This is a genomic window from Candidatus Methanoperedens sp. BLZ2, assembly GCF_002487355.1.
In the GTDB taxonomy this organism is placed as follows: domain Archaea; phylum Halobacteriota; class Methanosarcinia; order Methanosarcinales; family Methanoperedenaceae; genus Methanoperedens.
The window spans coordinates 1-22928 of record NZ_NTMG01000081.1; the positions used below are offsets into that span (position 1 = coordinate 1).

24 protein-coding genes are annotated in these 22928 nt (G+C 36.9%); 23 read left to right on the forward strand and 1 reads right to left on the reverse strand.

Going from position 1 to position 22928, the window contains the following annotated elements:
* Positions 1-261 precede the first annotated feature (261 nt).
* Genes CL181_RS20955 through CL181_RS16775 form a run of 3 tightly spaced genes read left to right on the forward strand, consistent with a single transcriptional unit; the run spans position 262 to position 2301 of the window.
* Positions 262-816 carry a hypothetical protein gene (locus tag CL181_RS20955; RefSeq protein ID WP_217993207.1) on the forward strand — a complete coding sequence of 185 codons (555 nt, stop codon included), beginning with the start codon at positions 262-264 and terminating at the stop codon, positions 814-816.
* Positions 813-1145, forward strand: coding sequence for a nucleotidyltransferase domain-containing protein (locus CL181_RS16770; RefSeq protein ID WP_176505289.1), 333 nt, complete (start codon positions 813-815; stop codon positions 1143-1145). The genes CL181_RS20955 and CL181_RS16770 overlap by 4 nt, the downstream gene beginning before the upstream one ends.
* Complete coding sequence (locus tag CL181_RS16775; protein ID WP_097300477.1) at positions 1117-2301, forward strand: HD domain-containing protein; 1185 nt, start codon at positions 1117-1119, stop codon at positions 2299-2301. Before CL181_RS16770 ends, CL181_RS16775 begins: the two co-directional genes overlap by 29 nt.
* Here the strand turns inward: CL181_RS16775 and CL181_RS16780 are convergent.
* Entirely contained in the window at positions 2282-3043 is a 762-nt protein-coding gene (locus tag CL181_RS16780; protein ID WP_097300478.1) for a coenzyme F420-0:L-glutamate ligase, read from the reverse strand. The two genes, CL181_RS16775 and CL181_RS16780, sit on opposite strands and share 20 nt — an antisense overlap.
* Before the next feature lie 145 nt (positions 3044-3188).
* On the opposite strand from CL181_RS16780, the gene gmd reads away from it, so the two are divergent.
* The 20 genes from gmd to CL181_RS16880 all read left to right on the forward strand — a co-directional run bounded on the left by gmd (position 3189) and on the right by CL181_RS16880 (position 22920).
* On the forward strand, positions 3189-4217 hold the full coding sequence (gene gmd, locus CL181_RS16785) for a GDP-mannose 4,6-dehydratase (RefSeq protein ID WP_097300479.1): 1029 nt from the start codon (positions 3189-3191) through the stop codon (positions 4215-4217).
* Positions 4218-4853: 636 nt separating this feature from the next.
* On the forward strand, positions 4854-5030 hold the full coding sequence (locus CL181_RS20960) for a hypothetical protein (RefSeq protein ID WP_217993208.1): 177 nt from the start codon (positions 4854-4856) through the stop codon (positions 5028-5030).
* Positions 5031-5126: 96 nt separating this feature from the next.
* A complete protein-coding gene (locus tag CL181_RS16795) occupies positions 5127-6605 on the forward strand; it encodes a flippase (protein WP_097300481.1) in 1479 nt (492 codons plus the stop codon).
* Between the two features lie 28 nt (positions 6606-6633).
* The gene (gene fsa / locus CL181_RS16800) at positions 6634-7278 is read left to right on the forward strand and encodes a fructose-6-phosphate aldolase (protein ID WP_097300482.1); all 645 of its coding nucleotides are present in this window, start codon (positions 6634-6636) and stop codon (positions 7276-7278) included.
* Complete coding sequence (gmhB, locus tag CL181_RS16805) at positions 7275-7835, forward strand: D-glycero-beta-D-manno-heptose 1,7-bisphosphate 7-phosphatase (protein ID WP_097300483.1); 561 nt, start codon at positions 7275-7277, stop codon at positions 7833-7835. Before fsa ends, gmhB begins: the two co-directional genes overlap by 4 nt.
* An 8-nt stretch (positions 7836-7843) precedes the next feature.
* The gene (locus tag CL181_RS16810) at positions 7844-8803 is read left to right on the forward strand and encodes a hypothetical protein (RefSeq protein ID WP_097300484.1); all 960 of its coding nucleotides are present in this window, start codon (positions 7844-7846) and stop codon (positions 8801-8803) included.
* Positions 8800-9273, forward strand: a complete 474-nt coding sequence (locus CL181_RS16815; protein WP_097300485.1) for an adenylyltransferase/cytidyltransferase family protein — start codon at positions 8800-8802, stop codon at positions 9271-9273. The genes CL181_RS16810 and CL181_RS16815 overlap by 4 nt, the downstream gene beginning before the upstream one ends.
* Before the next feature lie 62 nt (positions 9274-9335).
* Positions 9336-10862: a PfkB family carbohydrate kinase gene (locus CL181_RS16820; protein ID WP_097300486.1), complete on the forward strand. Its 1527-nt coding sequence runs from the start codon at positions 9336-9338 to the stop codon at positions 10860-10862.
* Between the two features lie 17 nt (positions 10863-10879).
* Positions 10880-11455: an SIS domain-containing protein gene (locus CL181_RS16825; protein ID WP_097300487.1), complete on the forward strand. Its 576-nt coding sequence runs from the start codon at positions 10880-10882 to the stop codon at positions 11453-11455.
* 1 nt (position 11456) lies between these two features.
* Positions 11457-12524 (forward strand): radical SAM protein, encoded by a 1068-nt coding sequence (locus CL181_RS16830; RefSeq protein ID WP_097300488.1) that lies wholly within the window; start codon positions 11457-11459, stop codon positions 12522-12524.
* A 51-nt stretch (positions 12525-12575) separates the two neighbouring features.
* On the forward strand, positions 12576-13646 hold the full coding sequence (locus tag CL181_RS16835) for a radical SAM protein (protein ID WP_097300489.1): 1071 nt from the start codon (positions 12576-12578) through the stop codon (positions 13644-13646).
* Between the two features lie 29 nt (positions 13647-13675).
* A complete protein-coding gene (locus CL181_RS16840; protein WP_097300490.1) occupies positions 13676-14512 on the forward strand; it encodes a transketolase in 837 nt (278 codons plus the stop codon).
* Complete coding sequence (locus CL181_RS16845) at positions 14509-15450, forward strand: transketolase family protein (RefSeq protein ID WP_097300491.1); 942 nt, start codon at positions 14509-14511, stop codon at positions 15448-15450. Before CL181_RS16840 ends, CL181_RS16845 begins: the two co-directional genes overlap by 4 nt.
* A 1-nt stretch (position 15451) precedes the next feature.
* Positions 15452-16117, forward strand: a complete 666-nt coding sequence (locus CL181_RS16850) for a class I SAM-dependent methyltransferase (RefSeq protein WP_097300492.1) — start codon at positions 15452-15454, stop codon at positions 16115-16117.
* 17 nt (positions 16118-16134) lie between these two features.
* The gene (locus CL181_RS16855; RefSeq protein WP_176505290.1) at positions 16135-17355 is read left to right on the forward strand and encodes a class I SAM-dependent methyltransferase; all 1221 of its coding nucleotides are present in this window, start codon (positions 16135-16137) and stop codon (positions 17353-17355) included.
* A 9-nt stretch (positions 17356-17364) separates the two neighbouring features.
* Positions 17365-17910, forward strand: coding sequence for a WbuC family cupin fold metalloprotein (locus CL181_RS16860; protein WP_097300494.1), 546 nt, complete (start codon positions 17365-17367; stop codon positions 17908-17910).
* A 35-nt stretch (positions 17911-17945) separates the two neighbouring features.
* Positions 17946-19187 carry a class I SAM-dependent methyltransferase gene (locus CL181_RS16865; protein WP_097300495.1) on the forward strand — a complete coding sequence of 414 codons (1242 nt, stop codon included), beginning with the start codon at positions 17946-17948 and terminating at the stop codon, positions 19185-19187.
* An 81-nt stretch (positions 19188-19268) separates the two neighbouring features.
* Positions 19269-20432 (forward strand): bifunctional 2-polyprenyl-6-hydroxyphenol methylase/3-demethylubiquinol 3-O-methyltransferase UbiG, encoded by a 1164-nt coding sequence (locus CL181_RS16870; RefSeq protein WP_097300496.1) that lies wholly within the window; start codon positions 19269-19271, stop codon positions 20430-20432.
* Between the two features lie 51 nt (positions 20433-20483).
* Entirely contained in the window at positions 20484-21230 is a 747-nt protein-coding gene (locus CL181_RS16875) for an SDR family NAD(P)-dependent oxidoreductase (protein ID WP_097300497.1), read from the forward strand.
* Positions 21231-21249: 19 nt separating this feature from the next.
* Positions 21250-22920 carry a B12-binding domain-containing radical SAM protein gene (locus CL181_RS16880; protein ID WP_097300498.1) on the forward strand — a complete coding sequence of 557 codons (1671 nt, stop codon included), beginning with the start codon at positions 21250-21252 and terminating at the stop codon, positions 22918-22920.
* The last annotated feature ends 8 nt before the right edge of the window (positions 22921-22928 follow it).

Consider the following 22928-nt stretch of genomic DNA (forward strand, 5'->3'; position numbering starts at 1 on the left):
CACGTGCCGTTCTGAGAAGAGGGGGAGAGAGCAATCTTTCCTTCTTATTCGGCAGAGTTAATGTTTCTCTGTGTCCTCTGTGCGCTCTGTGGTTTCTTCGTGGAAGAAGATTTAATAAGTTCCATAACCTGGAGATGTCAAGTCTTTATATAATCTCTAATGTTTGCGCTTTTTAAATATTTCAGATTTTGTAGCTGCGTATGGATATGAATAAAAGAGAATATATTTAATACTTCATCTACAATAATAGATATATTCAGAATGTCCAAAACCACGAGAACCGAAAAGAAACCCATCGAACAATACGACCACAAGGGAAAAGAACGTTGCAATAACCCGCCAGTCGGACTTGTAACTCCAGAAACAGACAGGGAAGGCGCAAAAAAGAACTACGCATACGACCCGCATCTTGACCCTGCGCTTGTATGGGCTGGTAAAGCCGAACATACATCCTTCGAAATCCCCACGGTCTCGCTCCACGTCCATGAACGCATCGACCCCCGCACCATCATCGATGCTGTGCGAAAACGAAGCGGCATCGAGAGACAGAAATCCCTTTTTGAGCTCACAGAGGAAAATCCCCCCCTTCGTGCATTGTATGAGAAAATTCTGAAAGAGCGGTTTGGAACGCGGATGTCACGGATCGGGCGGATTTTTACAGATATTCTCAATCCGTGCGTATCCGTGTCATTTGCTCAATCCGTTTTCTATCCCAATAAAATCGTTAAACAAATATCTGCGTTCATCTGCGTTCATCTGCGGTTAATTTCCCTGACTGGTAGCTCAAAAATCATTAATGCAGAGGCGATATCTTGATAAGTCAGGAAGTTCTTAACGAAGCCGCACGCCGCCTCGTGGAAAAATTCCACCCGGAGAAGATAATACTTTTCGGCTCGCAGGCGCGCGGGACAGCCGACAGCAGAAGCGACATTGACCTTTTAGTAATATCTCCCATAAAAGAAAAACGCAGAAAATTAATGATTGAAATGCTTCGGGTACTGACTGAATTAAAATATGCATTTGATATTATCATTCTCACAAGAGAAGAATATGAACGCGACCAAAAGATTCCCGGCACTATCGGACGATATGCATCAAGGGAAGGTAAAATAATTTATGAAAGTAATTCGCGACCCGATACATGATTATATCGAACTCGACGACCTTGCGCTTTCTTTGATCGAAACTCCGCAGATACAGAGACTTCGCAGGATCAGGCAGCTGGGCTTCTCCAATCTTGTTTACCCCGGTGCAAACCATACGCGTTTTGAGCATTCACTCGGCGTTTATCACCTTGCAAAACAACTTATAAAACAGGTGGATGAGCAGCAGCGTAATGAACTCCTGGCAGCAGCGCTGCTCCATGACATCGGCCATGGGCCTTTTTCCCATGCTACTGAAGAAGTGATCTCGCGCTATACAAGAAAAAGCCATGAAGATATAGAAGAATTATTGCGAAAAGGAGAAATTTCCGATATACTCAAAGGTTATTCCCTATCCCCTTCAGCAATTGCCCGGCATATCAGGGGAGAAACAAATCCCGGACAGATAATACACAGCGAAATTGATGTGGACAGGATGGATTATCTTGTGCGGGACGCCCATTATACTGGCGTGGCTTTTGGGCTTATTGACCATGTAAGATTGATCCATGAAATGAAATTCAATGAAAATAAACTGGTTCTTAATATCGCAGGATTGCAGGCAGCAGAATCCCTGCTTGTATCAAGATTCCTGATGCATCCTACCGTATATTTCCATCATGTCAGCAGGATTGCGGAATCCATGTGCCATCATGCGGCGCAATATATGATAGAGAATGGACTTGACCCGAAATTATTGAGTAGAATGGATGATTGCACCTTCATGATGGAAATGAAAAGAGCAGGAGGTTACGCATCCGAGATAGTAAACAGGCTGGATGAAAGGCGGCTTTTTAAGCGGGCGCTATATACTGATTTTCATTCTGTGAACATTGATGTCACAAATATCCGAAAAAACACAAAGAGAATCGAAAATGAAATAGCGCAAAGTGCAGGCATTGATCCTGGATATGTGCTTGTGGATATTCCTGAGAAACCCGTTATCGCTGAAATGAAAGCCCAGGTTATCATTAACGGTAAAATGATTGGCATTGATAAAGCCTCAAATCTTGTGGCATCGCTTGGGAAAGCGCAGCTTGACAACTGGCGTCTCGGTGTTTTCACACCTGCGCAATACCGGGAAAAAGTTGGAAATATTGCAAGAGAATTCTTTGAAGTCAAAAAAGAGCTCAAACAGTTCAAACTGACCGGGATTTAAGGATCGCCTTACGTATTACATCTTCGTTTTCAGGCCTGTATAGTTCTTTTATCCCGTCAGATTCACTATAAAGGTCAAGACCCCTGATAACAACTATCGGTAAACCGCCATTACCTTCACCCATCAATATATTAGTGAAACCTGCTATTTCATCCACAATGCCTTCATTCTTTACTTCAAGGACCCTGCCGAACAGGTCTTTTGTACCGCGCCAGTCCCGTGTCGGTTTAATCCCGGCGCATCCAATGGCTGCACCTGTCTGTCCTATACGGAAAGCCCTGCCGTTGGTATCAGTGATGATCACACTGATATTCTTGCCAGTGTAATTAAATAATGATTTTTTCAGGTCAGATGCGCTCTTATCAGGGTCCTCTGGCAGCAAAAGTATATTATCGCTACCTTCTACATTTGAATGGTCAATTCCTGCATTGACGCATATACTGCCATTCTTCATACGAGCAAGAAGAAAAGGGGACTCAAGCAATATTTCAACGCTTTCATCAAGCACAGCCTGGACAAACTGCGGCTCGGTTTTATTATTCAGAGCTATAAGCTTTGCCCTTTCTGTTGGGTTCACGTTTTTCAGGGAAATTACTCTTCCTTCGGATTTGGAAACAACAGTAGAAGAAATGGCAATGATATCGTGTTCACTGAGCTGGGCTCTCTGTATCAGAATACGGGCTATATCATCGCCTTTCTTGATGAGTGGAATATTTTCTACCGCAAATACTGCTGCATTCAATAAGATTCCTCGCCCCTGTAAAAGCGGGTGGAATAATAATTGTTTCTAATGTCATGGATTAACATCAACAAAAAATCAGCGAAATATTTTTAATAAATAAAGTATATTAGTTTTTAAATCGAAGCAGCTTTTTAAGGGACCGAACATGAATAAAACAGCTTTAATAACTGGCATTACAGGACAGGATGGTGCATATCTTGCAGAATTCCTGCTGAACAAGGGGTATATTGTTCACGGAATAAAAAGAAGATCATCATCTTTTAATACAGAGCGGATAGACCATTTATACAAAGATCCACATGAGAGAAATGTGAATTTCTTCATGCATTACGGGGATTTGACTGATTCAACAAACCTGATCAGAATTGTTCAGGAAACCCGGCCTGATGAGATATATAATCTTGCAGCACAGAGCCATGTGCAGGTCTCATTTGAAACTCCTGAATACACTGCAAATTCGGATGCAGTCGGAACATTGAGGCTTCTTGAAGCTATAAGGATACTTGGATTGGAAAAGAAAACAAAATTCTACCAGGCTTCAACAAGCGAACTTTATGGAAAAGTCCAGGAAATCCCGCAAAAAGAGACAACACCATTCTATCCAAGAAGCCCTTATGCTGCTGCCAAGTTATATGCATACTGGATCACCAAAAACTACAGGGAAGCGTATGGCATGTTCGCATGCAATGGAATCCTTTTCAACCATGAATCCCCGATCCGCGGCGAGACATTCGTTACCAGGAAGATCACGATGGCGGTAGCCAGAATAAAAAAAGGAGTACAGAAAAAATTATATCTTGGAAATCTGGATGCAAAAAGAGATTGGGGATTTGCCAGGGATTATGTGGAAGCCATGTGGCTCATGCTCCAGCAGGATGAGCCTGATGATTTTGTTATCGCAACGGGAAAGACGCATTCTGTGAGGGAATTCAGTGAACTTGCATTCAGGGAGGTTGGTATTAAGCTTGAATGGAAAGGAATTGGTGTGGATGAGGTTGGTGTGAATTCGGCGACCGGAGATATTTTAATAGAGATAGATCGGCGCTATTTCAGGCCGACTGAGGTGGATATATTGATGGGGGATCCTTCAAAAGCCAGGGAAAAGCTTGGGTGGGAGGCTAAAGTTGGGTTTGAGGAACTGGTCAGGATGATGGTGGCCGGAGATATGAAATAACTGCCAATATCTAACCGAAAAACGTTTCTGTCTCGTATCCTGGGAACTGGGGAAATACAGCGACAGGGTAATCTCTCGTTTGTCTTGCAGAATGTTTTTACTTTTCTGTTGGTTTTTAATGCAATACTGGCAAGGCGAGTACTTTGAAATCAATGTGATAATAATAATCAGGACTGATAGAAAAATATATATTGAATTAAAGGACATTATGGAGCTAGCGAATTTGTCATGGCCGAATTAGTAATGGCTAGATTGAAAAAAATTAGAAAATACCTCTTGTAATAGAGGGTTGAAATGAAATGGGTTGAAATGAAATTGGATAGAGAAACATCGCTGAGGCTTTAAGATGAATTTATGATTTACATAAAATTAAGTATATATCATTGGTTCCCTCCATCCTCCCAGTGACCATCCATATATTATTACTACAATAATCTGGATGTGAGGTAAATAGCAGTGACTACGAAGAAAAAATTATCGGACCATATCAGAGAGCATGGAACAAGGATGTGCATTGAATGCAGATCTCATGAAATTGATACTTTTCATAGGATATATATAACGGGAGAATTATTCTCATTTCCCTACTGCAGGCAATGTGGTTTGGTGCAGTGGCGAATCGTACCAGGCTATCATTTGACTCTCGAAAAGCTGTATGAATTGTACTTAAAGCTTGCCGATAAATTTGGTTTACCAAAAGAAAAAACATTGTCAGGTCTTGAATATATCAAAAAAAGGAAAGGAGAGGAGGGTTATTCTAATGATTTAGAGATTCTGGAAGAAATCATCGGAAAATCGTATGTTGGACAATAATCTTCTGAACAAGCTGACAAAATTGGATATATTTATGGTAAAAGCGGAATTGGGAATGCTGCAATCTTTTATACACACAACGATATCACACGAATTATGTTCAAATTAAATACCTTCTTCTCGCGCATTATGAGCATAGGTGCAGTCCAGCGGCAGAGTATAGTGTCGCTTATCTGGCAGATTGCACTTACATTCATTGGTTTTTTAAGTACAATGTACTTCGCTCACGCTGTAGGTGCAGGTGTTCTGGGTGGATACTTCCTGTTTCTTGCATATCTTAGCATCATTTATCTGGTTACTGACGGTGGATTTGGCGGAGCTGCGATCAAACGTATCAGCGAGGGAGAAGAGCAGGATGCGTATTTCAGTGCGTTTGTTGTACTTCGCTCTGTTTTTATGACAGTGATTTTAGTTGTGCTAATTGCATTTCGCAGTTATTTTTTTGATCTTAACAATACTGGAATATTTATCTGGCTTTTAATAGCGCTGATCGTATCACAATTTGCAGGGGCTGTTTCAGGCGGTATACAAGGCCGCGGAAAAATAGGGATCAGTGCAACTGCTGGTTTCATAGAAAATATTTCACGCATTATTGTTCAGGTCATCGCAATTTTCCTGGGTTTTGGTGTTGCAGGCCTTATTGGTGGATTTATTGTGGGTATGTTAGCTGGACTCATAGTGCAGCTGCGTTTTTTTGACTTGCATTTTGTCCGTTTTAAGTTAAGGCACTTTAAAAGCCTTTCAAAATTTTCATTGTGGATATTTTTAATCTCAGGTGGAATGACCGTGTTTTCAACATCAGATACGGTTATGATAGGTTACTATCTTAATAATGCGGAGGTAGGTGTGTACAGGATAGTGCTGCAGTTCACATCACTGGCAGCATTTACAACTATAGCACTTCGTTCAACACTATATCCCAGGGTTAGCAGGTGGGGAAAAACTGGTGAAACCGGATTAATAGAAGAATCGCTCTCGCGTGCATTTACGTACTCACTTGCTCTGGCAATACCAATGTTTGCAGGTGGGGTTTTACTGGGTGATAAACTCCTGTATTATTTTTATGGAGCGGAATTTGAGCGTGGTTACATGACAATGGTGGTATTATTTCTTGTGCAAATCGTAAATATTTTTCAATATTTTTTCACAACATATCTGACCGCACTGGACCATCTGAAAGATCTGTTCAAGATCACTGTAGTGGCAGTTGCTGCGAACATTGCATTGAACGCAGCATTAATTCCTTTAATTGGTATTTCCGGGGCTGCGATTGCTACACTTGTTACTATGATATTTAATGCAATTCTGGCAATGTGGGTATTGTCAAAGATGCTAACGGTCAGAGCGGAGTCCGGGAGTTTGATGAATATTTTAAAGGCATCTGTCGGGATGTCGCTGTCTGTGGGGGTGTATCGAATATTGGTGCCGATATCGAATGTGTGGCTCGTACTGGTTCCGGTTGTGCTGGGTGCTATAGTGTATGGGGTTTTGGTGTTGAAGTTTGATAGGAAGATTTATGAAGAGTTGAAGGAAATAATGACGCAGATGAATGTGGCATGGCCTAAATGGATATGATTAAAAACCAGAATATAGGTGATAAAATATGAAGATTTTTATAGATACTGCAAATATTGAAGAAATAAACACGGCTAATGAATGGGGAGTTGTTGATGGCGTAACTACCAATCCGACACTGGTTGCAAAGGAGGGAAAGGATTTGAGGGCGCTAATAAATGAGATTCTTGGTATAGTTGATGGCCCCATCAGCGTTGAAGTAATAAGTACTGATTCAGAAGGAATGATTAAAGAAGCGCTTGAGATGTCTAACTGGTCGGAAAATATCGTGGTTAAAATACCAATGATCCCGGAGGGATTAAAGGCTGTTAAGATATTGAATGAGAATGATGTTAAGACCAATGTAACGCTGGTTTTTTCAGTAAATCAGGCACTCCTGGCTGCCAAAGCGGGAGCTACTTATGTTAGCCCTTTTATAGGAAGACTGGACGATATCGGACATGATGGTATGCAAATAATACATGATCTGATGCAGATATATAATTTATATGATTTTAAAACTGAGATTATCGTAGCGAGCATCAGACATCCTTTACACGTCATAGAATCAGCTAAAGCCGGTGCACATGTGGCTACTATTCCATTTGGAGTCATTGAAAAGATGTTCAAGCATCCATTAACCGATATTGGATTGGAAAAGTTTTTAAAGGATTGGGAAAAGTCGAAAAAATGAAGAAAGCAGTATTTCTTGATAGAGATGGCGTGCTAACACAAGAACCACCATATTATGCACATAAAGTAGATGAACTTGAATTTATTCCGCGATCTCCGGATGCCATAAGGATATTAAATAAAAACAATTACGCAGTTATTATTGTTTCGAATCAGTCGGGCATTGCCCGTGGATATTACCCGGAAGAAGATACAGCTATATTTAATAAGGCAATGGAAAAAAAACTGGCTGAAACTGGATCTCATATAGACACAATTTATTATTGCCCTCACCATCCGGAAGCAAAAATAGAAAGATACCGGGTAAATTGCGATTGCAGGAAACCCAGGCCAGGAATGTTGAAAAGAGCGGAAAAAGAATTGAATATAGATTTGAAACAATCTTTTATGGTTGGGGATAGGATGAGTGACATAGAAGCGGGGAAAAGAGCGGAATGTAAAACTATATTGGTGAGAACCGGATACAATTCAGGGCAATCAAAAGAGAATGAAATTATTTGTGATTATGTTGCAAATGATTTATATAATGCTGTTGAGTATATTTTATCCCTACCGTAGTTAGATTTATGGCAAGACCTCCTTCGTTTAATAGAGCAAATATAAAGATAAAATCTTTATCTGATAGGCAGCATGATTTACAAATTTCAACGATAAGTGAATTGGATCCCACTAAAAATGATATAGATGAAAAATTTGAAAAGATTGCAGGGCGCATAGTTAGTGCCAAACACAACCGATCCTCTGCAATCTTAATGATGGGGGGACATGTTATTCGGGCAGGTGTTCAAAAATATCTGATCGACCTGATGGAAAAAGGCTTTATATCATGTCTGGCTATGAATGGTGCCGGGATGATCCATGATTATGAATTTGCACTTATCGGTGCAACGACTGAAAGCGTAGCCAGATATATACAGGACGGACAATTCGGGTTGTGGAAAGAAACAGGACAAATTAATGATTATATAAATGAAGGCTATAAAAAAGGTATTGGAATGGGGGAAGCCGTTGGAAGAGCCATATTTGAAGGGGATTTTCCATATAAGGACATCAGCTTGCTGGCTGCAGGTTACAGGTTAGGAATACCCGTTACGGTACATGTAGGGATAGGTTATGATATCATCCATGAACACCCGAATTGCGATGGAGCAGCTACTGGAGCAACTTCATATCGTGATTTTTTATATTTCGCAAAAATTGTAGAAAATTTAGAAGGTGGAGTAGTTATGAATTTTGGCAGTGCTGTTATGTCTCCTGAGGTTTTTTTAAAAGCCCTGAGTATGGCAAGAAATGTTGCAATACAGCATGGAAGATCTATTAAGCAGTTCACGACGCTGGTCTGTGATCTTCATGATCTTCCTGAAAGATTCGATAAGGAACCCGGCAAAGATAATCCTTCTTACTATTTCAGGCCATGGAAAACCTTGCTTGTCAGGACAGTAGCAGATGGTGGAGAGAGTTTATATATAAAAGGTAAACATGAAGTTACTATTCCAGCACTCTGGAGGGCAATAAACAAAATATGAAGATACTTGATATGGAGGACCTGGCTAAAAAAATCCGGACTTTAAAATCCAGTGGGAGAAAAATAGTTCATTGTCATGGATGTTTTGACCTCATGCATATAGGTCATATTAAATATTTTCAGGCATCTAAGAAAATGGGTGATATTCTTGTAGTTACCCTCACTCCTGATATCTATGTTGATAAAGGGCCTGGCAGACCAGTCTTTAACCAGGATCTTAGAGCAGAATCGATAGCTGCATTGGAATGTGTAGATTATGTTGCCATCAATAAATGGCCGACCGCGGAAGAAACATTGAGACTTTTGGGACCTGATATTTACGTTAAAGGACAGGAATTTGAAAAACTGGAAGATAAAACTGGAAAAATTCAAAAGGAATATGAAGTAATAAAAGAAATTGGTGCAACAATAAGATTCACCCAGGAGATAGTTTTCTCATCAACGAAACTAATAAACGATTACTTAAAATAATCTTTGAGTTCTAAAAATGAAAACATTCAAATTAAATCACCATAAATATAAGTTGTAATTAAATGACCAAACATAATAAGGTATTATTCTTAAACGAACTCATCTCGAAAGTGGAGAGCCTGAAGAAAGAGGGGAAAACCGTTGTCCAGAGCCATGGCATTTTTGACCTCATTCATCCTGGTATCATTAAACATCTTAATGAAGCAAAAGAGCAGGGAGATATTCTCATAGTCACGGTTATCAAAGATAAGGATGTTAGGCGAGGGGCAGGGAGACCGATTTTCCCTGAAAATTTCCGGTTAGAAACTGTTGCTTCTTTAGAGCAGGTAGATTATGTCTGTCTTGTAGATGATGAAATGCCATTTGATTGTATAAGACATATCAAACCAGATATTTTTGCAAAAGGTCGTGCGTACAAAGAACTTGGTACCAAAATTTATGATTCAATATTTAAGGAACAAAAAGATTTTTATTTTGAAAAAAGCAAAATTTATGAAACAAGAGGTTTTTCTTTTAGTTCATCGCAAATAATTAATGATTTTTTAGATATATATCCGGATGAAACAAAGGGATATTTGAAAGATTTCTCCAGCAAATATAGTTTTAATGAGATTGTTGAAAAACTAAATCAGCTAAAAAAATTAAAAGTTCTCATTATTGGCGAAGGGATTATTGATGAATATCACTATTGCGAATCTATGGGAAGGTCTGCAAAATCACCCCTTATCGTAAATAGATATATTAATCATGAAGTTTTTGCAGGAGGAGCATTTATAATAGCAAATAATCTTGCCGGGTTATGTGATAATGTCCAGTTGGTGACTTTGTTGGGGGAGGGGAATTCAAGAGAAGAGTTCATTATTAACAATCTTAAACCAAACATTACTACAAAATTCTTTTATAGGACTGATGCTCCCACCATCTGTAAAAAAAGATACATCAACCAGTATCTAAACCAGAAATTATTTGAAATTAATTATCTTGATAATAATTATATTGACGATGATTGTGAATCTAATGTTATTAATTATCTAAGAACGAACTTATCTGGATATGATCTTGTGTTGGTTTCTGATTTTGGACATGGTTTCATTACGAATAAAATAATTGAGGTCATTGGCTCACTTTCAAAAATGCTTGCGGTTAATACACAAACAAATTCAGCTAATGTAGGTTATAATATGATAACAAAATACCGGGACCCAAATTTTGTGTGTCTCGATGAACCTGAAGCAAGGCTTGCGACTCAGGATAGATTTGGCACCATAGATGATATTGCTATAAAATTATTAAGAACATTAAATGCTGATTGCCTTATCATAACGCTGGGTAAAAAGGGATCAATAGGTATTAATAGAGATGGTATAATAAAAAGAACGCCGATATTTTCAACCAGGGTCATAGATACAGTGGGGGCAGGAGATGCCTTTTTTGCCTTTGCTGCACCATGTTTTGCAAAGGGGTTGCCTTTAGATTTTATTTCCTTTATAGGAAATACTGTGGGGGCATTAAAAGTTCAGATAACAGGTAATAAAAAAGCTGTTGAAAAATATGAGTTATTAGAATTTATTAATACCATGATGAAGTGAGAATTAAAGAGAGAAATATGATACGATTGAATTTGAAAGATTACATAAACGAACTTAAAGAGATATTGCTGAACATTCAAATCACTGATTATATTAATACTAATATTGAATTAAATAGCAGTATTGAAACAGCTGTCAGAACCATAACCGAACAGTCAAAACAAGGCAATAAGGTCATAATAATCGGGAACGGCGGCAGTGCATCAATTGCAAATCATCTTGCTATCGATCTGTGGAAGAATGCGGGAATAAGGGCAACCACTTACAGTGATTCAGCGTTGCTTACATGTATTTCTAATGATTTTGGTTATGAACATGTTTTCGAAAAGCCAATAGAAATGTTCGCAGATAAAGGAGATGTTCTTATTGCTATAAGCAGCTCTGGAATGTCGAAAAATATCATAAACGGCTTAATCACAGCTAAAAATAAAGGATGTATGACCATTACGATGTCAGGATTTAAAGAAAATAATTCTCTGCGGTCAGAAGGTATGATTAACTTTTATGTCCCATCCGATTCTTATGGATATGTTGAATTAGCTCATTCAATACTTTGCCACTGTATTGCAGACATAATAACTGCTGAGAAGTAATATGGATAAATATAACATTGACAGTCATAAACTGGTATATCACGTTAATAGGGTAAATGATTGGCTGGAAGGGGAGAACATCTATCCGATCTATGCTGAGATATCCCCCACAGGCGCATGTAATCACAGGTGTGTTTTTTGTGGTCTGGATTTCATGGAATACAAACCAAGGTTCCTGGATAAGGAAATTCTTGAAGAGCGGCTTTTTGAGATGGGATCTCTTGGATTAAAGAGTATTATGTATGCAGGAGAGGGGGAGCCATTGCTGCATAAGGAAATCGGTGATATAATACTTTGTACTAAAAAGGCAGGTATTGATGTAGCTGTCACAACAAATGGGGTACTTTTGAATAAGAAACTTGTTGATAAAACTCTTGGCAGCATTGAATGGATAAAGATAAGTATCAATGCAGGAACAAAAGAAACATATTCAAAAATACATGGAACAAATCCCAATGATTTTGACCGTGTTGTTGATAATCTGCGTTATGCAGTCGGGGTAAGAGCTGAAAATGGCCATAAAACCGCAATCGGAATGCAACTTTTACTTTTGCCGGATAACTGGCAGGAGGTAGAATTATTGGCAGAAAAGGCTAAAGATATTGGGCTTGATTATCTGGTAGTAAAACCATATTCACAGCATCTTTTAGGTAAGAGCACAGCATATAAGAATGTAAAATACAGCGATTATTCACATCTGGCCTGCGCACTTGAAAAATTCAATGATAAAAAATTTAATGTAATATTCCGCATGGACACAATGAATAAATGGGATGAAGGAAAACACGAATATGAACAATGTCTTGCGCTTCCATTCTGGTCTTATATTGACGCAGGAGGAAATGTGTGGGGTTGTAGTTGTTTCCTTGGTAACGAAAATTTTTATTATGGAAATATAAATGATAATACTTTTGAGGCTATATGGACTGGTGAAAAAAGGAAAACATCGTTACAATGGGTAAATTCAGAACTTGATACTTCCCAATGCAGGGTGAACTGCAGAATGGACAAGATAAACAAATATTTATGGGAATTAAAGCATCCTGTAGAGCATGTGAATTTTATTTAGAAATTATAATATGTAGAAATATGATAAATAAAGAATAAAAAGAAGGTTTGTATGGATTTATTATATACTAAGATGAAAATATTCCACTTTCCAGAAAAAATCGAAAGCCTACCTAAAAACACGGAAAATATAATGGCCCCGATTCATATAAGGATTAAGCCTACTAATGTTTGCAATCATAATTGTCGGTATTGTGCATATAGGACAGATAACTTGCAACTGGGTGCAGATATGGTAAAAAAAGATTACATCCCCAAACAAAAAATGATGGAGATAATTGATGATATAGAGGAGATGGGGGTAAAGGCAATTACTTTTAGCGGAGGCGGCGATCCATTCCGGTATCCTTATTTATTAGAAACTGTGAAGAAGCTGTCCAGGACTCCTATTAAGTTTGCTGCTTTAACAAATGGATCAGGATTAACAGGAGAAATAGCTGAAATTTTCGCTCATCACGGAACCTGGGTACGAATTTCCATGGATGGTTGGGATGATGAAAGTTATTCTAAATATAGAGGTGTACAACACGGTGAATTCACAAAAGTTCTTAAAAATATCGAAAATTTCAAGCAAATAAAGGGTAAGTGTCTTCTCGGTGTTGTTGTCATCATTGATAAAATGAATTATTCACACATCTACGATATTATCAAGAAACTAAAAGATATTGGAGTGGATAGCGTTAAAATCGCTCCCTGCGTCGTAAGTAATAGTGCAAAAGAAAATAATAAGTATCATGAAGCCATATTTGCTGTTGTCAAGGAGCAGATCAATAAAGCTTCAAGTGAACTTAAAGACGACAATTTTGAGATTTTCGATTCATATCATGAACAATTAGAAACATTTGAGAAGAAACATACATGGTGCCCATATCTTCAGATCCTTCATGTCATCGGGGCAGATCAAAATGTTTATTCCTGTCAGGATAAAGCTTATAATTTCGAATCCGGGTTGATTGGATCTATAAAAGACATAAGATATAAAGATTTTTGGTTTGCTAATAAAGATAAGTTTTTCAAAATTAATCCTTCCATACATTGCCTTCATCACTGTGTTGCAAATGAAAAAAATAAAATTGTGCTGGAATATCTGGAAGCAGATAAAGAACATATAGGATTTGTATGATATATTTCTGATTTAGAAGAGGAAAATATATGGAATTAGAAGAAATTGCGAAAAATATCAGGAAAAAAATATTCCTTATGAGTTATCGTGCTGGTAGCGGTCATATCGCTCCGTCCTTTTCATGTGTAGAAATACTGGTTGCGTTATATTTTAAAATATTAAATATTGATAAAAATAATCTTAATGATGAGAACAGAGATAGATTTATTTTAAGCAAAGGTCATGCAAGTTCAGCATTATATTCAATATTGGCTAAAAAGGATATTATTGAAGAAAAATTATTAGACACCTTCTGTCAAAAAGATGGTATTTTGGGAGCTCATCCTGAAGCCCACTCAATTCCAGGTATTGAGGTTTCAACAGGTTCGTTGGGGCACGGTCTGTCATTTGGCTCAGGTATCGCACTTGCCGGAAAAATAGATAATAAAAATTATAAAGTATTTGTGCTGCTTAGTGATGGTGAATGCCAGGAGGGAAGTGTTTGGGAAGCTGCAGCATTTGCCTCGCATCATAAATTGGATAATCTTGTTGCAGTAGTTGATTATAACATGCTTCAATCACTTGGCAAAACCAATGAAATTCTTTCATTAGAACCGTTCAATGATAGATGGAAAGCATTTGGTTGGGGCGTAAAGGAGGTCGATGGGCATAATATTTCTAAGATCATTGAAAATCTGGCATCCCTTCCTTATACAAATAATAAACCAAGTGTTCTTATAGCACATACGGTTAAAGGTAAAGGTATTTCCTTTATGGAAAACGTTCCACTATGGCATTACCGCATTCCAAATAACAGAGAAGAAATTGAAATTGCCTTAAAAGAATTGGGCTTAGATAGAAAGGAATTTGAGGAGGCATTAAAATGAGAAATGCTTATATATCTGCTTTATACGATATCGCAAAAAGGAATAAACAGGTTATGTCGTTAAATGCAGACATAGGCGCAATTGTCTTTGATAAATTTAAGTCCGATTTCCCGGACCGATTTGTAAATGTTGGTGTTGCCGAACAAAATATGATCGGTATTGCTGCTGGTCTGGCATCCTGTGGAAAAATTCCATTTACCTATACAATAACCCCCTTTATCACTGCAAGAACCTACGAACAAATAAGAGTAGATGTATGTTTACAAAATAGCAATGTTAAGATCGTGGGAGTTGGAGCAGGGCTTGTTTATAGTACTCTGGGTCCCACACATCATGCTATTGAAGATATCGCAATAATGAAAACACTTCCAAATATGAAAATAGTTTCACCTGCTGATCCAATAGAATCTAAAATGGCAACATACGCGATAGCAGAAATAAAAGGACCGGTATATTTCCGAATAGGTACCGCAGGTGAGCCAAAAATATATGATGAGAATTATGAATTTACTTTTGGAAAGGGTGTGGAACTTAAACATGGGGATGATGTTACTTTAATTGCCACCGGTTCTATAGTTTATGACACTTTGATGGCAGCTAAAGAATTAGAACTAAAAGGTATATCAACCAGAGTAATTAATATTCACACTATTAAGCCACTGGATAAAGATATTATACTCAAGGCAGCCAGAGAAACTGGCGCAATAATTACAATAGAAGAACATAATCTGGAAGGAGGTGTCGGAAGCAGTATAGCATCTGTTATCCTTGAGGAAAGCGAATCCCAAATCAAATTTAAACGGATAGGTTTAAATGACATTTTCTGTTCATATTATGGTACGCACCAGGAATTGAAAACTCATTCTGGTATAGCAAAAGAGGATATCATCAGAGAAGTAATAAATTTAATTAAATTGAAAGACAAACAGGTAAAGTAATATGGGTAAATTGTTAAATATTTTCACACCACTGCATAAGATGACCAGGCGTAATTATCTTGAGAGGATGATTGATGATAAAGTCCATTGCATGATGAAAGCAAAAGAATATGAGTTTGATTATTGGGATGGAGACCGGCGCTATGGATATGGCGGTTATAAGTACATTGACGACAGGTGGAAGAAAGTTGCGCAGCAGTTAATTGAAATTTATGATCTCAAGGCAGATGCAAAGATATTGGATGTGGGATGTGGAAAAGCTTTTTTGTTGTATGAATTAAAACAACTCCTGTTTGATGCAACAATAGTTGGATTCGATATATCCAGGCATGGTCTGGCCGATGCGAAAGAGGAGATTCGGGGAGATTTATTTCGCTATCGTGCCCAGGATCGCTATCCATGGGGTGATGGCTATTTTGATTTAGTTCTCTCTCTTGGGTGTTTACACAATCTGCGAATTTTCGAACTTGAAACAGCTATAAAGGAAATCGAACGGGTAGGTAAGAATAAATACATCATGGTAGAGAGTTATCGGAATGAACAGGAGCTATTCAATTTTCAATGCTGGGCATTGACATGTGAATCATTTTTCGATACTGCCGAATGGATATGGATTTATAAACATTTTGGATACACTGGCGATTATGAATTTATCTATTTTGAATGATCAAAAAGGAGATAATCATGAACTCCTGTAATTTATGCGAAGGCAAACAACTATATAAGCTAATAGATTTTGGCGCGCACCCTATAGCCCATGATTATTTAAAGACGCCATCCAATGATGAATATGTTCACCCGGTGACTCTTTATTTCTGTGAAACATGCGGGCATATTCAGCTAATAAATCCAATTCCCCCTGATTTACTGTATGAAAATTATGTTTGCCTCAGTTCCTGGAAACATCAACCTCATATTCCCCGCCTTGCCCGGATAATCGAGGAGTTAAATGATATAAAAAAAACATCCACCATACTGGAAGTTGGCAGTAATGACGGTCGTTTTCTGCAAGTTCTTAAAGAACATGGTTATAAAAAAATTATTGGGATGGAACCAGCACATGATGCTCAGATAGCTGCCGGTCAGAAAGGTGTAATAACCATTCCATCTTATTTTAATAAAAAAACGGCTGAAGGATTTGTAGAAAATTATGGCCATTGTGATTTATTTATATCCAGACAAATGCTTGAACATATTAATGATTTGAAAGATTTTCATGATGCAATGGATGTTGTCCTTTCTCCTGGTGGTTTTGTGGTTTTTGAAGTGCCGAACTTTAACTGCAGTCTTGATACACTTGATTATACCCTCTGGGAAGAGCATGTCAATTATTTTACGTTAGAAACACTTACCCGGTTTTTAGCATATTCTGGAATTAAGATTATTCATAGTGAAAAAATACTTTTTAGCGGAGAGGCATTAATTGTTATTGGAAAAAAAGTAGACATCCCTTTAGAGCCACCAAAAGATTATATGGAGGCGCTGCGAGCAAAAGCAATTAATTATAGTAAATCATGGCCAAAATTTCGCAATGCATTTATTAAATATTTGGACGATCATAAAACTGCTGGCGGGAAAGTGGCTGTTTATGGTGCTGGCGCCCGGGTAAATTCTCTAATTAACTTTGTTGGCCTTGGACCGTATATAGAATTCATCGTGGATGACCAACAAGAAAAACAGGGTTTATTTGTGCCAGGTTCGAATTTACCGATATTATCAGGAGATGCATTAGAGAAATATTCAATAGATTTATGTCTATTGGCAGTAAATACAGAATCAGAAGAAAAAGCAATTTCAAAACATCCGGAATTCATAAAAAAAGGTGGCAAATTTATTTCTGTTCTCCCCCCAAGCGAATTACTCCCTCATTTTTGGAAACGTTTAATAGAAGAATCTAAGATATAGGATTTCAACATGCGGTTCGATAAGCTAAACGAAGAAGTCTTTTTAGCGATTGATTCTATTGTGAAGATTGAACGCAGTGAAATTGAAAACTTAAAGAACAGGTCTAAAAGTAATAAAAGGAAACGCATTAGATTTTGTGCTCATAAGAGTATTGAAAATAATCTTCATGAGATGTTTATTGTACATACCAATGATACATACGTCAGGCCGCATAAGCATTTGAATAAAGATGAATCCCTGCATATTATCGAAGGATTGGTTGATATAATTATATTTAAAGATGATGGAGATATCATAAATGTTATCCAGATGGGGGATTATTTATCCGGAAAGAAGTTCTATCTACGAATGTCTGATTCATATTATCATTCAATGATAATTCGGTCAGAATTTCTGGTATTTCATGAAGTAACAACTGGACCATTCAGGAAATCTGACACAGTCTTCCCTGCATGGTCACCTGATGAAGAAGACTACAATGCAACAAGAAAATTCAGGACTAAACTCGCAGATTCTGCTATCAGCTTTATATCAAAAGACAAAGAAGGAGATTAATAAATAACTGTTTTGAAAATTCAGAGGTACTAATAATGAATAAATCTGTATACAAACGTGAAACATGTAGACTTTGCGGAGGGAATAATTTAAAAATGGTTCTGCCTCTTACTCCAACCGCACTGTGCGACGCATATGTGTCCAGGGATCGAGCTGGCATAATCCAGGAAACATATCCACTTGAACTTTTTATGTGTCTTGATTGTGGCTATGTTTATTTACCTTATGTGGTTGATCCTGAAACCATTTATCGAGATTATTTATATGTAACTACGAGTTCTATGGGATTATCGGATCACTTCAAAGAATCCGCAGAGGAACTATTATACCGGATAAAACCAGCGAAGAATTCGTTAGTCGTCGACATTGGCAGTAATGATGGAACATTGTTAAATTTTTTTAAACTGAAGGGTATGCGCGTATTGGGAATTGAACCATCGAAAGATATTGCCAAAAAAGCTACATTATCCGGAATTGAGACACTTCCAGAGTTCTTTACAACTAAATTGGCCGATAAAATCGGAAATGAATATGGTCATGCTACGATAATTACAGTCAATAATCTATTTGCTAATATTGATGATCTGGATGAATTTACGGAAGGAATCCACAAACTTCTTGCACCGGACGGAGTTTTAGTTATTGAATCTTCTTATCTGGGTGATATTATCAAAAACATGATTTTCGACTTTATTTATCATGAACATCTGTCTTATTTTTCTGTAAAGCCCCTGATAACATTTTTCCGTCGTTTTAATATGGAATTGTTCGATATTGAACGAATACCAACTAAAGGAGGCTCTCTACGTTATTATATTCAACTAAGCGGAGGGTCAAGGCCGATTTCATCGTCTGTAGCTTATATGGAAGAATATGAAGATCAAAATGATCTTTATTCCATGAAAACTTATGACGCTTTTTCCAAAAAAATAGACGAATTAAAGAATCAACTGGTTTCTAAGTTGCTTGAATTTAAAGCAGATGGAAAATCTATTGTGGGTTATGGTGGCTCAGCAACATCTACGACGTTATTATATCATTTCGGTCTAAGTGAGATGATCGATTATATTGTTGATGATAATCCGGCAAAACAAAACACATTTAGCCCGGGTTATCACATTCCAGTATTACCATCTGATGTTATATATGAAAAAAAACCTGATTATGTGCTAATTCTGGCCTGGAGATATGCCGGGCCAATCATGAAACAGCATCAGGCATATCTTGAGCAAGGTGGTCATTTTGTTATACCATTGCCGATAATGAAGGTTATTTAGTTAAACTAATAGGAGCTTGAATGGGAAAGAAAAAGATGCTAAGACCCGACCGTTCTATCATATACTCAAGGAGTGATATTAATGTATGAAAGTTCTTATAGTAAAAACGATTATCTTGAACACTATACTAAGCATAATATTTCACCTGTGAGACAAAATATTTTTGATATAAAAAGTCATATTCTCAGGAGGGCTTCTTTATATAGAACATTGGGACTGTTGCCATCAAGCTTTACTGGCAAAAAGGTCTTAGAGGTTGGCCCCGGTAGTGGATTTAACTCTTTTGTGAATGTTCAATGGAATCCTTCAAAGTATGTGCTTGTGGAACCAAATCCAACCGGGGTATTGCACATTAAAAGTCTATTTAATGAACAGTATAATTCTAAAATTGAAATTGTAAATAAAAGGATTGAAGATTTCTTTCCAGATGAACAATTTGACATAGTTCTTTGTGAAGGAATGATTCCTGGACTGAAAAATAAAGAACAGATACTTACAAAATTAGATAGTCTATTAAAAGATGAGGGGGTACTTGTCATAACATGTGCGGATGAAATCTCAATGTTTTTTGAAATTATCAGAATTTTTTTTGCACATAAATTGACAAAAGATTTAAATGGTTTTGATGAAAAAATTCAAGTGGCAATTAATGCTTTCGGCAGTCATCTTGATACACTTTCAGGATTTAACAGGCTCAAAGAAGATTGGTGTGCGGACAGTTTATTTGGATTTGCACACTTTAATTACGATTTTTCTTTAAAAAAATGCGCAATGTTTTTAGGTGACAAATATTTTATATACCATACCTCACCAAACATTTTTACAGATTATAGGTGGTATAAGGAACTGCCGCTTACTCCAAAAGAGTTTAATCAACATTTAATAGATCAATTTGATATGAGGAAGCACAATTTAATTCATTATCAAGTGATAACTCCTGACCGGGAAAAAGAAAGAAATGAAGAACTATTGAACTTATGCAAACAAGCAATGTTAGAGGTATATAATTCAGTAAAATATGATGATTCTGATGCGGAAAAAAAACTAATTGATATAATAGGAATGATGCAAAAGAATTTAGTTGACACTGATCTGAAAATTATTAACGCTTTAAAGGAAATTCAAGAAATTATTGAGAACAAGGATTATACTGTCAAAGCAATAAATTCGAAATATATGTGTTTAATTTCCGCTTTTGGTAGAGGGCAACAGTACATAAGCTTATGTAAATCCAAAAACATATAATTTAAAAAAATTCAGTGAATTAAACTATAATTCATTATTTTGAAGGATATAATGAAAAAAAAACACAGTCTAATTGTTGGCGGGACCAGAGGGATAGGGCGTGCATTAGTGCGTATTCTCGCTGAAGAAGGGCATATTGTATCTGTTATTGGCTCAAAGCCACCCGAAGATGCGGATATTTCTATTCCGAATACTAACTATTGGACGGTAGATTTACTGGATAGAAAAGCACTTCTATCGGTATTGGCAGAAATCATTGGACAAAATGGGAACCTCGGTCATCTGGTTTGTCTTCAAAGGTACAGGGGTGAAGGTGATGACTGGGTAGGGGATATTGAGACAACGCTGACATCTACTAAAATACTCATCGAGCAATTAGCCACTGAATTCGACGGGGCAAGTGATAATTCAATTGTTCTCGCCAATTCAACTGCTGTTAATTTTGTAGTTGAAAATCAACCGTTAAGCTATCATGTAGCGAAATCCGGTATTGACCAGATGATTCGTTATTATGCGGTAAATCTGGGTCCAAAAGGGATCAGAGTCAATGGTATTTCACCCGGGACGATCATTAAAGAAAGATCAAGAGATTATTATCTTAAGAATGAAAAAGTATACGATTTTTACAAGAAAATTATACCACTCAACCGGATGGGAACTGCAGAAGAGATTGCTCAGGTCATAGAATTTCTTTGTAGTCCAAAATCGTCCTTTATAACTGGTCAGACTATTGTTGTAGATGGTGGTTTAACTTTGCAATGGCAAGAATCATTAGCTCAAAAAATCTATGAAAAATAAAAAAATATGAGGTATAGTTATGAATTTTTTATTTGTCGCTCCTAAATATGTCAATCGTGGACAAAAATATGAGTTTTATTTTGGCCTGGCGTATGTTTCTTCGTATATGAAACATAAAGGTTACAATGTATTTTGTCTAAATCCAAATCATTATGACATTCCGCTTGAACAACAATTATCTGAATACATTAATAAAAATCAGATTGATGTTATTTGTACTGGTGGAATGTCTATACATTTCAATCAAATCAATAAAGTATTGGATGCTGCTAAAAAGATAAAACCAGAAATTATCACTGTAGCAGGCGGAGCAATTATTACTTCAGATCCAGGGCTGGCCCTGGAAAATATGCAAATTGATTTTGGAATCATTGGTGAAGGTGAAGAAACAATGGCGGATCTTGCCGATGCTTTATGTAATGGAAGAGATGTTAATAATGTGAGGGGAATAACATATTTTGATTCAAAAAATGATTTAATCCTTACAGAAAAAAGGGACCCCATCTCTGATTTAGATAAACTTCCCATTCTTGATTACGAAGGGTTTGAATATGATTATTTTGTGAGCTTGTTTAGTCCTGCTGATCTTTACCACTTTACAATTCTAGATGAAGTAAGGCCAGCTTATTTATCGACATCAAGATCATGTCCGTTCAGCTGCACTTTTTGCTATCATCCTTTAGGTAATAAATACAGGCAAAGAACGCTTGATAATGTTTTTAAAGAAATTGATTATTTAGTGGAAATGTATAATGTCAATTTGTTGATTATCCTTGATGACTTATTTTCCGTAGACAAAATAAGAATGTATGAGTTTGCAGAACGAATCAAAAAGTATAATATTAATTGGTCTCCGCAATTGAGAGTCGCAGATGTAGACGATAAAGTGCTTAAAACCCTTAAAGATTCAGGTGTGTTTGCTATCAGTTATGGTATTGAAAGTGTTAGCGATAAAATTTTAAAAAGTATGCGGAAGAGAACTACTAAAGTTCAAATCGAAAATGCTCTTAAGCTGACACGCGATGCTAAGATTGCTATTATTGGAAATATAATAATTGGTGACCCCGAAGAAACGGAAGAAACTGCTAAAGAATCAATAGATTGGTGGAAAAGCCATCCTGAATATGGAATAAACTTAAGTATGATCTATACGATACCGGATTCTCCAATTTATAGATATGCCATAGCTAATGGTTTGATCGCAGATAAATTAGAACATATGAGAAATAATTTTCCAATTGTAAACTTAACTAAAATAAGCAATAAAAAATTTGAAGAAATTCAAGGTTTTGTATATACTGGCCAGAGGGAAGATAAATATCTCACAGTTGGAAAAGTAACAAATTCGAAAATTGAATCTAAAAATCCTGATAAAGGAAATGTTTTTAAAATTGAGATTAAATGCCCGATATGTCATAATATTTCTGAATATAAAAATATGCACCAAACATCATTCAATATTTATTTTCTTGTTATTTGCAGGAATTGTTTCACGCGTTTACGAGTGAATACAAGGGAATGTTATCCTGAAAATTATACACTTTATAATAAAATTATGGTAGGTACAATAAAAATGGGATATAATTGTGTAAGAAAATATACTGTTATCAGATATATCTATAATTTAGTGTCACCACTTCTCAGGTCACAAAAGAAATTATATGAGTTTATTGCATCAGCCATGGATTAATCCCACCA